The sequence below is a fragment of the Streptomyces sp. NPDC001933 genome (assembly GCF_042890955.1).
In the GTDB taxonomy this organism is placed as follows: Bacteria; Actinomycetota; Actinomycetes; order Streptomycetales; family Streptomycetaceae; genus Streptomyces.
In genome coordinates this window covers 1-14,521 of record NZ_JBIASS010000008.1, presented here as the reverse complement: position 1 = coordinate 14,521, position 14,521 = coordinate 1, and the positions used below count along the sequence as shown (strand labels likewise).

Here is a 14,521-nt window from a genome sequence, read left to right as displayed (position 1 = left end):
AGTGACAGGCGAGTCGGGTCTCACGGCGTGGCCGGCGCGACCGGGAGGTCCCGCCTCAGGCGCAGCGGCCCGATCAGGAGAAGCAGCGGGGTCAGGGCGAGTCCCGCGGTGAGCAGCCACAGGGTGGGCCGCAGACCTAGGGCGGTGCCGAGGATCCCGCCGAGCAGTGAACCGAAGGGAATGGCGCCGAAGTTCGCGACCGAGACACTGGCCGAGACGCGGCCGAGCAGCTGGGGCGGACAGTAGCGCTGGCGGAACGCCCCCTGGATCACGTTGGCGAGTACGACGCCGAGCGAGAGGACCGCGCTCCCGACCACCAGTGCCGACAGGGTCCAGTCCATCCGTGTCAGCGGGATGAGCAGGGCGAACGGGGCGCTGGCGATGGTGGCGACCAGCAGTCCGCGGGCCGATCCGAACCGTGCGATCAGGCGTTTCGCGGTGGTGGCTCCGAGGATCCCGCCGATACTGCTCGACGCGAGGAGCCAGCCGGTCGCGCCTTCCGGCACCCCGAGCTCACGGATGATGAAGACCGGCAGGATCGCCGCCTCGGCGGTCAGCAGCAGGTTGGTGGCGGTGCCGTACAGGGTGAGGACACGCAGGTACGGATCCTTGAAGGTGTAGTGCAGGCCCTCCTTGATGTCCTGTCGCAGGGCCCGGTGCCGCTCGGGTTTCTCCGGGAGCGGTTCCTTGCTCCGGATGCCGAGCAGGCACAGCGCGGAGACGAGGAACGTCGCCGAGTTGACGAGGAGACCGGAGGCGGCGCCGAAGGCCTGGGCGAGCAGGCCACCGCCGCCCAGCCCCGCGACCTGGGCCACCGACTCGCTGCCCTGGAGCTTGGCGTTGGCCTCCTGGAGGTCCTCGGGTCCGACGATGGAGGGCAGGTAGACCTTGTACGAGATCCCGAAGAACACTGCGGCGAAGCCGTTGATCAGTGCCACGGCCAGCAGTTGGGTCATCGTCAGGACCCCGAGCCAGCCCGCCACCGGAACACTGGCGAGCAGCACCAGTGGGACCACGTTGCAGATCAGCATGATCGGCCGGCGTCGCATCCGGTCGACCCAGGCACCGGCGGGCAGGCCGATGAGCAGCCAGGGCAGCCAGGGGGCGGCCGCCAGCGCGCTCACCCAGAGCGTGCTCGCGTCGAGCGTCACCACGGCCACCAGGGGCATGGCGACCCCGGTGATGTTGATGCCGACGCGGTTGGTCGTCTCGCCGAGCCACAGCAGCCGGAAATCGTGGTGGCGGCGCAGTCCGCCGCGCGGCGGCGGCCGGTGCTCCTTGCCCGGTGCGCGTTCGGTCAGGCGGGCAGACATGATGCCACCGCCTCGGCCACGGCCCGCGAGAGCAGCGCGCCTGCGTCGGACCAGCGGGTGCGCCGCTCGGCCGTCTGGGCCCTGAGCTCGTCCCGTCGGGCGTTCAGGGCGCGGATCCCGTCGGCCGTGGAGCCGGGTCCGCCGCCGTGGGCGCACGCCGCGGCCACCCGGTCGGGGGCCAGCCCGCCGTCGTCGACGGCGGCGAAGCGGGCCGCGTCCACCAGCGAACGGCCGGATTCCAGGGCGCCGAGCACGGTCTCTCCGACCAGGTGATGCGCGGCCCGGAACGGTGTCCCGTCCAGGACGAGCCGTTCCGCCAGGTACGTGGCCGAGGTGAAGCCGTCCACGGCCCGCTCCGTCATGCGTTCGCGTTCCGGTTCGGTGCCCGCCACCACCAGGCTCAGCAGCGTCACCGCGTCGGTGGTGCTGCTCAGTCCGGGCCAGAGGTGCCGTACGGCCTCGGTGCCGACCGCGATGGCGTTGGTGTAGCCGCCGGTGGTCATCGCGGACGCCGCGCCGACGAAGGCGCCGAGGCTCGCGCTGGACCTGCCCTGGATGTGTTCGAGCAGGAACGGGTTGCGCTTCTGCGGCATCATCGAGCTGGATCCGACGAGGGTGTCGCCCACCCTCAGCAGCCCGAACTCCTCCGAGGTCCAGGTGCTCAGGTCCCGCCCGGCGCGGGCCAGCGCGACACCGAGTACGGCGGAGGCGGACAGCAGGTCCAGCACGAAGTCCCGGGAGGCCACCGCGTCGACGGAGTTGGGGGCGGCGGAGCCGAAGCCCAGCAGTTGTGCGGTGCGCCCGGGATCGATGGGGACGGACGTCCCGCCGATCGCGCCGGCGCCCAGCGGGTTGACGTCGATCTGGCGTCCGGCGTCCAACAGCGACTCGTACGCGCGCAGCACCGCGCCGGCGACTCCGGCGAGGTAGTGGCCGTAGCTGATCGGCACGGCCGGCTGGCCGTGGGTGTAGGCGGGCATGATCACGTCGCGGTACTCCTCGGCCTTCGCCAGGAGCACCCCGGCGAGCCGGTCGACCGCGTCGAGCAGGGCCAGGTAGGGGCCGCGTGTCTTCAGCCGGGTGGTGGTGGCGTTGAGGTCGTTGCGGGACCGGCCGGTGTGCAGGATGCCGCCGGTCTCGTCGCCCAGCCTCCCGATGAGGTGGCCCTCGTACGCCAGGTAGACGCCGCGCGGCATCGGGGTGGCCCTGACCGGTGCGAAGTCCTGTCCGCGCAGTTCCTCGACGGCGCGCAGCAGGGCGGCGGCCCGGTCGGCGTCCACGATGCCGCGCTCGGTGAGCATGATCAGGTGCGCGCGGTCGACCTCGCTGATGCAGCGCAGCTCCTCACCGAGCCCGTCCGCGGTGTCCGGCAGGTACTGGTCGTAGACGATGCGGTGCGCCTCGGCGTCGAGCGCGGCCTTGAGCCGGCCGGTGTCGACGCCGTGTGCCGTCGCTGCGGTCATGCGAATGCCTCCTGTGTGTGCAGGTCCGCGTAGGTCACGGCCTCGCCGAGCAGCGCCACGGCCCGGTCTGCGGCCTCGGCCGCCCGTACCGAGCGGTCGGCGACGGCGATGGCGTGGCCGACGCGGCCCCGGAAGTCCTCGGCGGGACCGACGGGTTCGCCCGGGGCGCGGTAGAGCACCGCCTCGACGGTGCCCGGGACCGTGCGGGCCCTGGCCGCGGCTTCGGTCAGTGCGGCGGACCGGGCGACGATGCCGTCCTGTTCCGCGGTGAGGAAGCGGATCGAGGCGCGGGCGTATCCGGTGCGTTCCAGCTCGGGAGCGGTACCGAGGGCGGCCAGCACCTGGGCGCGGACCAGGTCGATCCCGCAGGCCCTGCGGACCAGTTCGGGGATCATTCCGCCGGCCAGCCTGGGGTTGACCTCGATGACCCGGGCGGTCCGGGGTCCGGTCAGTCGGAGTTCCACGTGGGCGGCTCCCCAGCCGAGGCCGAGCGCCCGCACGGCGCGTACCGCGGACTCGCGCAGGGCGATCTCCTGTTCGCCGGGGAGGGCGGCCGGCACGTCGTGGCCGATCTCGACGAAGACCGGCAGCGCGCCGACGTGCTTGGCGACGGTGACGACGGCTTCGGTGCCGAACACCTCGACGGAGTACTCCGGTCCGGTCAGGTACTCCTCGATCAGGATCCGGCTCGGTGCGGCGATGCCCCGTTCGTTGACGGTGGCGGCCAGCAGCGTCGCGGCGTGCTCGGCGACCTGGTCGAGGTCGGTGCAGAGCCGTACGCCCAGACTCCCCGACCCCTGCACCGGTTTGACCACCACGGGCAGTCCGATGGAGCGGGCCGCGGCGAGTGCGTCGGGAACCTCTCGGACGACGGCGAAGTCCGGCGATCCGACGCCCGCTTCGGTGAGCATCCGGCGCTGTTCGGCCTTGTCGCGGCAGGCACGGACGGCTTCGGCCGAGGGGCCGGGCAGTCCGAGCCGGTACGCGAGGGCGGCGGCGGTCGGCACGTAGTACTCGGAGCTGGTCAGGACGCCCGCGATGGTGGCGCCGTCCTCCAGGGCGCGGACGGCCGCCCACAGCGCGGTCTCGTCGGAGGTGTCCACGACGACGGTCCGCAGCCGGTCCTCGGCGGCGTACGGGTAGCGGTCCGGGTCCGCGCACAGCAGCACGGGCACCACACCCAGCTCGGCCGCGCGCCTGGCGAACAGCCGTCCCGTACCGGTGGTGTTGCTCTCCACCAGGAGCAGCAGGCGCTCGCTCATGAGCCGACCACCGGCATCACCACGTCGTCGAAGCCGCGGCGGGCCCACAGCAGCCTGGACCAGGCGGCGGTGGCGTCCAGCGGGTGCTCGACGGTGAGCGGGCCGCCGACGGCGGGGGCGGGGACGATCCCCTGCTCGCGCAGCCAGTTGTCGTTGTAGACGGTGGACTGGTAGCGGTAGCCCTCGTCGGGGAGCACCATCACGACGGTGCTCGCCGGGTTCTGCTCGGCCCACCACGACGCCACCTGGAAGGAGGCACCGCTGGTCGGGCCCATGAACAGGCCGTGTGCGCGGTAGAGCTCGTGGGTGGCGTGGAAGGCCTCGGGGGCCGTGACCCAGTGGACCTCGTCGTACGCGGCGTGCTTGACGTTGCCCGGGTGGATGCTGCTGCCGAGCCCGCGCAGCATGCGGGGCCCGTCCGGGCTGCCGAAGATGATGCTGCCCTGGGTGTCGACGCCGACCAGGTGCAGTGCGGGGCCGGTCTGGCGCAGCGCGGCGGCGAGTCCGCCGGTGGAGCCGCCCGATCCGACCGGGCCGACCAGGCAGTCCACGGTGCCGACGGTGCTGCCGATCAGGTCGGCGACGATGCCGTACGCGCCCGGGTTGTCGGGGTTGTCGTACTGGCCGGGGACGAAGGCGTCCGGGTGCTGCCGGCGCAGCTCGGCCACGCGGGCGAGCCTGGCGCCCTGGATGCCGCCGGGCTGACCGGTGTGCTCGACGATCTCCACCGTCGTGCCCAGCATTTCGAGCCGGGTGCGCAGGTCCCGGTCGATCGCCGAGTCGCCGACGATGGTCAGCGGGTAGCCGCGCAGGCGGCAGACCATGGCCAGGCCCAGGGCGAAGGTGCCGGAGGAGGTCTCGATGATCCGGGTGCCCGGGGAGATCAGGCCGGCGGCTTCTGCACGGTCGAGTATGTAGCGGGCGGGCAGCAGCTTCATCAGGCTGAAGGCCGCCGCGTAGAGGTTGTCGGTCACCTTGATGATGCGTGGCAGCTCCGTCGCCTCCACGATCGAGGAGTGTGCCTTGGGGAGGGTCGTCGTCGTCATGTCAGTCACCCGTTGTGTAGTTCCACTGCTCGTGAATTCCGAGCTCTTGCAGGAGGTCCTGGGCCAGGCCGGTCCGCGCCTCGACCTCGGGGTCGTCCCGGTCGAAGAGGAGGCCGGCGATGTCCCCGCTGTGTGCCGCCTGTACGCCGACGGCCCCGGTGGTCCGCGCGATGTCCCGGATGCGGTCGAGTTCCGGGATCGGCAGATGACGCTGGTTGATCTCCGTGCTGGCCGTGGCCACGGAGCCGAGCAGGGCCACGTCCTTCATCTGGATGGCCTCCCGGAGCATGGCCTGCAGCCGGGTGAAGAGGTCGATCTCGTCCTGCCCGTAGCGGGCCGGTGAGAGGGTCAGTGTGTCCACGCCCCGCCCGCCGTTCTCGGGGCGTGAGCCGAAGCCGAGGACCCGCAGGGCCGGCATCCGGTAGCCGAAGTCCTCGATGACCGTGCCCTCGCGCTGGGCGAACAGGACGGTGGACTCCTCGAACATGAGGGAGTCGGAGGCGGTCTCCGCGCGTACCGCGATCCGGGCGACGTCCTGCGGCGGCAGCGGGCTGACGAAGGCGTCCTTCACCGCCCAGATGGCCGCGAGCACATCGCTCGTGGAGGAGCCGAACCCCCGGCACAGCGGCACGTCACCGGTGAGGTCGAGGTGACCGCCCGGCAGTTCGGCGCCCGGCGGCGTCACGGCGCGTACCGCGAGTTCCGCCGCGCGCCGGGCCTTGCCCTTCCAGTCCGGCGTCACGGTGACCTCGGCGCCGGGAGCGGGGATGAAGGTCGCGCGGGTCGCGTGAATGGTGCAGGGAAGTGTGACGAGACCTCGGGTGAGCCCGCCGTCGCCGGTGAACACGCCTTGCAGGATCTCGCCGTGGTGGACGGGGGCTGAAGCTACCCCGACACGCCAGCCGGAATGATCAACCATTTCCTTGACTTTCTGTCGCCGGGAGCCGTGGCCTGCGGATGGCTTCACGCTATGCAGGCCGGAACCTGCCGCCCGGCGGCATGAGCGGCAGCCCGCGGGCAATTGGGGGCCCGGGGCAGCTGCGCACGCGAAGGTGCCCGGGTCCGCCGTGGTGGCGGACCCGGGCACCCGGGGGCCGCTGTGAGTCAGTGGCGCGCTCCTCGCAACTCCTCGGCCAGCACCTTTCCGATCTCGCGCAGTGGCTCGGCCGTGGTCATGTCCCAGTGCTCGCAGTCGATGTCGTGCTCCTCGACCCGGCCCGTGACATGGGGTGCCCAGGCGTCGGCGCCGCCGGCCGCGGCGGGGGTCCGGGCGGCGTTGAAGAACACCGCGTCGCCGCCGAACCGCCGCCGGGGCACGTACCGGTAGCGCATCTCCAGGTTGCCTGCCGTGGCGGTCACGACCGCCGCGGCCTGGTCCGGTTCCAGGGCGCCCAGGACCGCGTCCTCGGCGCGCAGTACGGCGGCCAGCTCCCCGGCGTCCGGGGCGGTGTCGGCGCAGCGAACGTCGATTTCGGCGCCGCGGCCGCCGAGCAGGGCGGTCAGCACCTCCCGCCCGGTGATGGCGGGTGGCCGGAATCCGTCGGGCAGCGGATAGGAGTCGAGCAGCGCCAACAGGGCCACCTCCTCGCCCTGCGCCTCCAGTTCGGCCGCGATCGCGTGGGCGACCAGTCCGCCGAACGACCAGCCGAGCAGGTGGTACGGGCCGTGGGGCTGGACCGAGCGGATCTCGGCCACGTAGCCCTCAGCCATCTCCTCGATGCCGGCCGGCCGGTCCGAGGGGCTGGTCAACTCCTTCGCCTGCAGCCCGATCAGCGGCCGCCGACCGCCGATGTGCCGGAGCAGTCCGGCGTACGACCAGCTCATCCCGGAGACCGCGTGGACGCAGAACAGCGGGGCCCCGGTGTCGGTGGCGGACGCGGCCCGGATCGGCAGCAGCATCTCCATCGGGTCGCCGCCCGTGTTGGTGGCGATGTGTTCTGCGAGCAGTACGGGGGTCGGGTACTGGAACAGGTCCCGGATGGTGACGCGGGTGTCCCAGATGGAGCGGATCCGGCCGATCAGCCGGGTCGCGAGCAGCGAGTGGCCGCCCAGTTGGAAGAAGTGGTCGTCGATGGTGACCGAGGTCAGCCCCAGCACGTCCGCGAAGAGGCCGCACAGCACCTCCTCCGCCGGGGTGCGGGGCTCCCGGCCACCGGCGGTGTCGGCCTGCGGCGGTTCGGGCAGCGCCCGGCGGTCGAGCTTGCCGTTGACCGTCAGGGGCAGCGCCTCCAGCGGCACGAACGTGGCCGGAACCATGTACTCGGGCAGGGCCGCGACCGCGTGCCGGCGCAGCTCGGGAAGGTCCGGGCGGCTGCCTTCGGTGGGCACCACGTACGCCACCAGCCGTTTGTCACCGGGCCGGTCCTCGCGGATCAGCACCGCCACCTGGGCGAGGGTGGGGTGCCGCAGCAGCGCGGATTCGATCTCACCCGGCTCGATGCGGAATCCCCGCAACTTGATCTGCTGGTCGGCCCGGCCGAAATACTCCAGCGCGCCGTCCTGGCTCCAGCGGGCCAGGTCGCCGGTCCGGTACATCCGCGAGCCGGGTGCGCCGTGGGGGTCGGCGACGAACCGTTCGGCGCTCAGTGCGGGCTGTCCGATGTAGCCGTGGGCGAGGCCGTGTCCGGCCACGTAGAGCTCGCCGGGGACGCCCGGTGGCAGCATCCGGAGGTTCTCGTCCAGGACGTAGGCGTGCTTCCCGGCGATCGGCCGTCCGATCGGGATGGCGGGCGCCGGTCCGGTGAGGGTGTGGGTGGTGGTGAAGCCCATGCTCTCGGCCGGTCCGTAGCCGTTGACGAGGTGGAGGTGGGGGTGGTCGGCCAGGGCCTTGGCGGTGTGGGCGGGCGAGGCCGCCTCACCGGCGGTCATGGCCTCCTTGATCCGGGAGAAGACCGCCGGGTGCTCGTCGAGCATGTGGTTGAAGAGGCTCGCCGACATCTGCAGGGTGGTGATGGCGTGCCGCTCCACCAGCTCCGCGATCTGGTGCGGGTCGGTGTGCTGGCCGGGCTGGAGGACGCAGACGCCGCCGTGCAGGAGCGGTCCGAAGACCTCCAGGGCGAAGGCGTCCCAGGACACCGGCGAGCTCTGCAGATAGGTCTGCCCGGGGCCGAACTCCAGGTAGTCGGGGCCGATGAACGTGGCGGCCAGCGCCCGGTGGGAGGCCGCGACGCCCTTGGGGACGCCGGTCGATCCGGAGGTGAACATCACGCAGGCGATGGACTCCGGGTGCCCGCCCGTCTCCACGGGTGTCCCCGGCAGGGTGGTGATCGCGGGTATCTCCGCGGTGAGGTCGATCAGGGTGGCCGGGGTAGTCAGGGCGGTCAGGTGGGCCTGGGTGACCAGTGCCGCCGGGTCGGTCTGCCCGAGCACGGTGTTCAGCCGGTCGGCCGGGAACTGCGGGTCGAGCAGGGTGTATCCGGCCCCGGCCTTCAGGGCGGCGAGCAGTGCGGCGATGAGCTGCGGGGACCGCTCCAGGTGGATGGCGACGATGCTGCCCGGGGTGACGCCGCGGGCGGTCAGGTGGCGGGCCAGCCGGTTGGACCAGATGTCCAGCTCCTCGTACGTCACCTGCTGTTCCTCGTGGATCAGCGCCACCTGGTGCGGGGTGCGGGCGGCCTGCGCCGTGAACAACGCGTCGAGCCCGAGTCCGGGCGCCGAGGTCCGGGCGCCGCTCCACTCCCGCAGCCGCGCCCGCTCCGGCCCGGACACCATCTCCAGCTCCGCGAGGGGCAGATCGGGCGTGGCGACCGCTCCGGTGAGGAGCCGTACCAGGCGGTCCGCGGTGGCCTCGACGGTGCGTGCGTCGTACAGGTCGGTGGTGTACTCGATCAGGATGTCGAGGCCGTCGGGCCGGCCGTCGGCGGCACGGTTCTCGGCGAACGCGAAGGTGAGGTCGAACTTCGCGACGGAGACCGGCGGGATGGCGAACTCGCTCTCCAGTCCGGCGAGCCCGGGCGCGTCGTCGCTGGTGTCGCCGACGGTGAGCATGACCTGGAAGAGGGGGTGCCGGGCGGTGGTGCGCTCGGGGTTGAGGGCTTCGACCAGCCGGTCGAACGGCAGGTCCTGGTGGGCCCAGGCGGCGAGGTCGGTCTCCCGGACCCGGGTGAGCAGTTCACGGAAGCTCGGGTCACCGCTGGTGTCGGTGCGCAGGACGAGGGTGTTGACGAAGAAGCCCACGAGGTCGTCGAGCTTCTGGTCGGTGCGGCCCGCGACGGGTGAGCCGAGCGGGATGTCGTGCCCGGCACCGGAGCGGGACAGCAGCGTCGCCACGGCCGCCTGGGCCACCATGAACAGGGTGGTCCCGGTGTCCTGGGCCAGCGACATCAGGGCGGTGTGCAGTTCGGCGGGGCAGTGCACGGCGTGTGTGCGGCCCCGGTTGGAGGCGACGGCGGGGCGGGCGTGGTCGGCGGGCAGGGTGGCTTCCTCCGGCAGGTCGGCGAGCACCCCGCGCCAGTGGTCGAGCTGGCGCTCCTCGTCCCGCTCCAGGATTCGCTGCTGCCAGAGGGAGTAGTCGGCGTACTGGACCGGCAGCGGCTCCCACGCGGGGGCGGTGCCCTCGGTGCGGGCGGCGTAGGCGGTGGCCAGGTCGCGGAAGAGGGGTCCGTTGGACCAGCCGTCGGAGGCGATGTGGTGGATCACCAGCATGAGGACGTGGTCCTCGGCCCCGAGCTTCAGCAGCTGGGCGCGGATGGGGAGTTCGGATGCCAGGTCGAAGGTCTGGCCGGCCAGGTCGGCCAACCGCCCGGTGAGTTCCTCCTCGGTGGTGGTGACCAGGGGCAGTTCGGTGGTGGTCGGGGGAAGGATGTGCTGGTGGGGGGTGCCCTCGTGGGTGGGGAAGACGGTGCGCAGGCCTTCGTGGCGGGTGGTTACGTCGGTGAGGGAGAGCTGAAGGGAACGGTGGTCGAGGGGGCCCTTGAGGCGCAGGGCGAGGGGGATGTTGTAGGTGGCGGACGGGCCTTCCATCTGGTCGAGGAACCAGAGCCGCTGCTGCGCGGACGACAGCGGGACGATCTCCGGCCGCTCCTCGGCCATCAGCGCCGGCCGCCGTTCCCCACTGCCCTCCGCAGCGACCCGCTCGGCGAGCTGCGCGACCGTGGCGTACTGGAACAGGTCCCGGATGGTGATCTCGGTTTCCCACACCGCCCGGATGCGGCTGATGAGGCGGGTGGCGAGCAGGGAGTGCCCGCCGCGCCGGAAGAAGTGGTCGTCGATGGTGATCGACGGCAGTCCGAGCACGGCCGCGAAGAGGCCGCACAGTACTTCCTCGGCGGGCGTGCGGGGCGCACGGCCGCCGGTGTCGGCGAGTTGCTGGGGTGCGGGCAGGGCGCGCCGGTCGACCTTGCCGTTGGTGGTGAGGGGGATCTCGTCGAGTACGACGAAGGCTGACGGGACCATGTACTCCGGCAGTGCACCGGAGATCTCTCGGTGCACCGCGTCGGTGTCGATCCTGGCGCCTTCGGCGGCGACGAGGTAGCCGGCGAGCCGCTTGTCACCGGGGCGGTCCTCGCGGACCACGACGGTCGCCTGCCCCACCGTCTCCTGGGCGGTCAACGCGCTCTCGATCTCCCCCAGTTCGATGCGGAAGCCGCGGAGCTTGACCTGCTGGTCGGCGCGGCCGAGGTATTCGAGGGAGCCTTCGAGGTTCCACCGGACCAGGTCACCGGTCCGGTACATCCGGGTGCCGGCCGGGCCGTACGGGTCCGCGACGAAGCGGTCGGCGGTCAGCGAGGCGCGATTGAGATAGCCCTGCGCCAGGCCGGCGCCCGCGATGTACAGCTCGCCGGGGGCGCCGGGCGGAACCAGCCGCAGTGCGGCGTCGAGTACGTAGAGCCGGTGGTTGTCGAGCGGCTCACCGATCGGGATCGCACCCGCGTAGTCCAGCGGACGGTGGATCCGGTGGGTGGTCGCGAAGGTGGTGGTCTCCGTCGGTCCGTAGCCGTTGACGACCGTGACGTCCGGGCAGTGGTCCATGACCTGGCGCACCGCCTCCGGCGGGACGACGTCACCCCCGGCCCACACCTCACGGACCCCGGCGAACGCCCCGGGCGCCTCCTCCGCCATGACGCGGAAGAGACCCGCGGTCATCCAGAGCGCGGTGACCCGGTGCTCGGTGAGCAGCCGTCGGTAGTCGGCAGGGGCGAGATGGCCGCGCGGTGCCACCACGACGGTGTTGCCGTTCAGCCACGGCACCCAGATCTCGTACGTCGACGCGTCGAAGGCGGCCGGCGAGTGGAACAGCACGCGTCGGTGGTTGCCGTTGGCGTACATGGTCTGCGCGGCCAGGTCCGAGACGTTGCGGTGGGTGACCGCGACGCCCTTCGGCACCCCCGTCGAACCCGAGGTGAACATCGCGTACACCGGCTGGTCGGGGTGGATGGTGCGGGTGGGGGCGGTGGCGGGCAGCCCGGCCAGGTCGGTGGTGTCGCCCAGCACGATGACCCGCGCGTCGGCGTCCAGGACGACCTGGTGGTCCGAGAGGGCCTGGTCGGTGAGGACGACCGGTGCCCGGGTGTCGGCCAGGATCTGGACGAGGCGGCTGTCGGGGTCGGTGGTGTTCAGCGGGGCGTACACGGCACCGGCCTTGACCACGGCGAGCAGCGCGGTGAGCAGGTCGGTCGAGCGCTCCATGAGGACGGCGACCACGTCGTGCCGCCCGACTCCGGCGTTGATGAGGTGGTGGGCCAGCCGGTTGGTGACCTCGTCGAGTTCGGCGAACGTCAGATCGCGGTCCTCGTCGACCAGGGCGATCGCGTCCGGGGTCCGGGCGGCCTGCGCGGCGAACAGCTCCGCCAGGCTCATGTCGGAGATGCCGGTGGCGGTACCGCTCCGCTCCTCCAGGAGCAGCCGCCGCTCGTGTTCGCCGAGCAGGTCGAGGACGGACAACGGGGTGTCGGGCGAGGTGACCACGGCTTCCAGCAACCGGTTCACCCTGGCCATGAGGGCGTCGATCGTCCGGGCGTCGTAGAGGTCGGTGGCGTACTCGATGGTGATGTCCAGACCGTCCGGACGGCCGTCGCGGGTGCGGTGCTCGGCGAAGCCGAACGTCAGGTCGAACTTGGCGATCTGCAGGGCGCTGTACTCGGTACGGGCGTCGAGCCCCGGAAACCCGATGACGTCGGACCCTGCCTCGCCCATGGTGAGCATCACCTGGAAGAGCGGGTGGCGGGAGGCCGAGCGCTCGGGGTTCAGCACCTCTACCAGCCGGTCGAAGGGCAGGTCCTGGTTGTCCCAGGCCGCCAGGTCCGTCCTGCGGACCCGGGAGAGCAGGTCACGGAAGCTCGGGTCGCCGCTCAGGTCGGTGCGCAGTACCAGGGTGTTGACGAAGAAGCCGACCAGGCCGTCGAGCGCCTCGTCGATGCGGCCCGACACCGGGGAGCCGATCGGGATGTCGGGGCCGGCGCCGGAGCGGGACAGGGCGGTCGCCACGGCGGCCTGGACCGCCATGAACAGGGTGGCGCCGGATTCCCGCGCGAGGTGGGTCAGGCCGATGTGGATCTCGGCGGGCAGGTGGACGTCGCAGGTGGCGCCGGTGTACGAGGCGGAGGCCGGGCGCGGACGGTCGGCCGGCAGCGTGGCCTCCTCCGGCAGCTCCGCCAACGCCTCGCGCCAGAAGCCCAGTTGCCGCGCCCCGGCGCTGTCCGGGTCGTCGCCCTCGCCGAGCAGTTCCTGCTGCCAGAGGGTGTAGTCGGCGTACTGGACCGGGAGCGGCTCCCACGCGGGGGCGGCGCCCCTGGCTCGTGCCTCATAGGCGGTGGCGAGGTCCTGGAGCAGAGGCGCGGTCGAACCGCCGTCCGACACGATGTGGTGCATCACGATGAGCAGGACATGCTCCTGCTCGCCGAGGGCGATCAGCCGGGCCCGGATCGGCAGGTCCACCGCGAGGTGGAAGACCTGGGCGGACTCCTCGGCGAGCACGGCCGACAGCGTCGCGGCGTCGGCCGGGACGACCCGGAGCGGGAGCTCCACGTCCTCCTCGGCGAGGATGTCCTGATACGGGGTGCCGTCCTGGTCGGGGAAGAGGGTGCGCAGGCTCTCGTGTCTGCCGACCAGGTCCAGAAGTGCCGACTGGAGGGCCGGGCGGTCGAGTTCGCCGTTGAGGCGCACGGCAAGCGGAATGTTGTAGGTGGTCGACGGCCCTTCCATCTGGGCGATGAACCACAGCCGCTGCTGGGCGAATGACAGGGGAATCACTTGGTCACTCCCATCCGGCGCATCGGCCGAAGTCTGGGCCGTGCGGCCTCGGCGCCGTCGAGCTTCTCGACGAGCGTGGCCACGATCGGGTTTTCGAAGAGGGTCGCGACGGTGAGTTCGACCCCGAGTACGGTGCGGATCCGGCCGACGAGCCGGGTGGCGAGGAGCGAGTGCCCGCCGAGGTTGAAGAAGTGGTCGTCGATGGTGACCGACGGCAGTCCCAGAATCTCCGCGAAGAGTCCGCAGAGGACTTCTTCCTTTGCGGTGCGCGGTGCGCGCCCGGTGGCTTCGTTGCCGAACTGCGGGGCGGGCAGGGCGCGTCGGTCGACCTTGCCGTTGACGGTGAGCGGGATCTCGTCGAGTACGACGAAGGCGGACGGGACCATGTAGTCGGGCAGCAGCCCGGACACCTGCTTCTGTACGTCCCCGGGTTCGATCCGGGCGCCTTCCTCCGCGGTGAGGTAGGCGACGAGGCGTTTGTCGCCGGGTCGGTCCTCGCGGACGACGACGGTGGCCTGGGCAACGCCCGGCCGTCCGGCGAGGACGGTCTCGATCTCGCCCGGCTCGATGCGGAAGCCGCGGAGTTTGACCTGCTGGTCGGCGCGGCCCAGGTATTCGAGGGAACCTTCGAGGTTCCAGCGGACCAGGTCGCCGGTCCGGTACATCCGGGTGCCGGCCGGGCCGTACGGGTCGGCCACGAAACGGTCGGCGGTCAGCGCGGGCCGGTCCAGATAGCCCTGCGCCAGGCCGGCGCCGGCGATGTACAGCTCGCCCGGCGTGCCCGGAGCGACCAGCCGCAGCCCCTCGTCCAGGACGTACAGCCGGTGGTTGTCCATCGGCTCACCGATCGGGATCGCACCCGCGTAATCGATGGGACGGTGGATCCGGTGCGTGGTCGCGAAGGTCGTCGTCTCCGTCGGACCATAACCATTGACAACCGTGACGTCCGGGCAGTGGTCCATGACTCGGCGCACCGCCTCCGGCGGGACGACATCACCCCCCGCCCACACCTCACGCACCCCGGCGAACGCCCCGGGCGCCTCCTCCGCCATCACCCGGAACAGACCCGCCGTCAACCACAACGCTGTGATCCCGTGCTCAGCGATCAGACCTTCGTACGCTGCTGCGTCGAGATGTCCTGCGGGGGCCACCACGAGGGTGCCGCCATTCAGCCACGGAACCCACATCTCGTACGTCGACGCATCGAACGCCATCGCCGAGTGGAACAACACCCGAGCGTGATTGCC

The 14,521-nt window shown here is 71.8% G+C and carries 7 protein-coding genes; all 7 read right to left on the bottom strand.

Features of this window, described 5'->3' with window-relative positions:
• Positions 1-20: 20 nt before the first annotated feature.
• Entirely contained in the window at positions 21-1,313 is a 1,293-nt protein-coding gene (locus ACFYY7_RS20515) for an MFS transporter (RefSeq protein ID WP_388663262.1), read from the bottom strand.
• Positions 1,298-2,776 carry an argininosuccinate lyase gene (gene argH, locus ACFYY7_RS20510; protein WP_388663260.1) on the bottom strand — a complete coding sequence of 493 codons (1,479 nt, stop codon included), beginning with the start codon at positions 2,774-2,776 and terminating at the stop codon, positions 1,298-1,300. The genes ACFYY7_RS20515 and argH overlap by 16 nt, the downstream gene beginning before the upstream one ends.
• A complete protein-coding gene (locus ACFYY7_RS20505) occupies positions 2,773-4,038 on the bottom strand; it encodes an ATP-grasp domain-containing protein (protein WP_388663259.1) in 1,266 nt (421 codons plus the stop codon). Before ACFYY7_RS20505 ends, argH begins: the two co-directional genes overlap by 4 nt.
• Positions 4,035-5,084: a PLP-dependent cysteine synthase family protein gene (locus ACFYY7_RS20500; protein ID WP_388663257.1), complete on the bottom strand. Its 1,050-nt coding sequence runs from the start codon at positions 5,082-5,084 to the stop codon at positions 4,035-4,037. Before ACFYY7_RS20500 ends, ACFYY7_RS20505 begins: the two co-directional genes overlap by 4 nt.
• Position 5,085: 1 nt before the next feature.
• On the bottom strand, positions 5,086-6,003 hold the full coding sequence (locus ACFYY7_RS20495) for a kinase (protein ID WP_388663256.1): 918 nt from the start codon (positions 6,001-6,003) through the stop codon (positions 5,086-5,088).
• A gap of 185 nt (positions 6,004-6,188) precedes the next feature.
• Positions 6,189-13,274, bottom strand: a complete 7,086-nt coding sequence (locus ACFYY7_RS20490; RefSeq protein WP_388663254.1) for an amino acid adenylation domain-containing protein — start codon at positions 13,272-13,274, stop codon at positions 6,189-6,191.
• The coding region (locus ACFYY7_RS20485; RefSeq protein ID WP_388663252.1) for an AMP-binding protein at positions 13,271-14,521 on the bottom strand (1,251 nt) is incomplete at its 5' end. The genes ACFYY7_RS20485 and ACFYY7_RS20490, both read right to left, overlap by 4 nt.

Bases quoted from the DNA above. Each gene is read 5' to 3' on its own strand.
- ACFYY7_RS20515 (WP_388663262.1), bottom strand. From the start codon at position 1,313: ATGTCTGCCCGCCTGACCGAACGCGCACCGGGCAAGGAGCACCGGCCG.
- argH (WP_388663260.1), bottom strand. From the start codon at position 2,776: ATGACCGCAGCGACGGCACACGGCGTCGACACCGGCCGGCTCAAGGCC.
- ACFYY7_RS20505 (WP_388663259.1), bottom strand. From the start codon at position 4,038: ATGAGCGAGCGCCTGCTGCTCCTGGTGGAGAGCAACACCACCGGTACG.
- ACFYY7_RS20500 (WP_388663257.1), bottom strand. From the start codon at position 5,084: ATGACGACGACGACCCTCCCCAAGGCACACTCCTCGATCGTGGAGGCG.
- ACFYY7_RS20495 (WP_388663256.1), bottom strand. From the start codon at position 6,003: ATGGTTGATCATTCCGGCTGGCGTGTCGGGGTAGCTTCAGCCCCCGTC.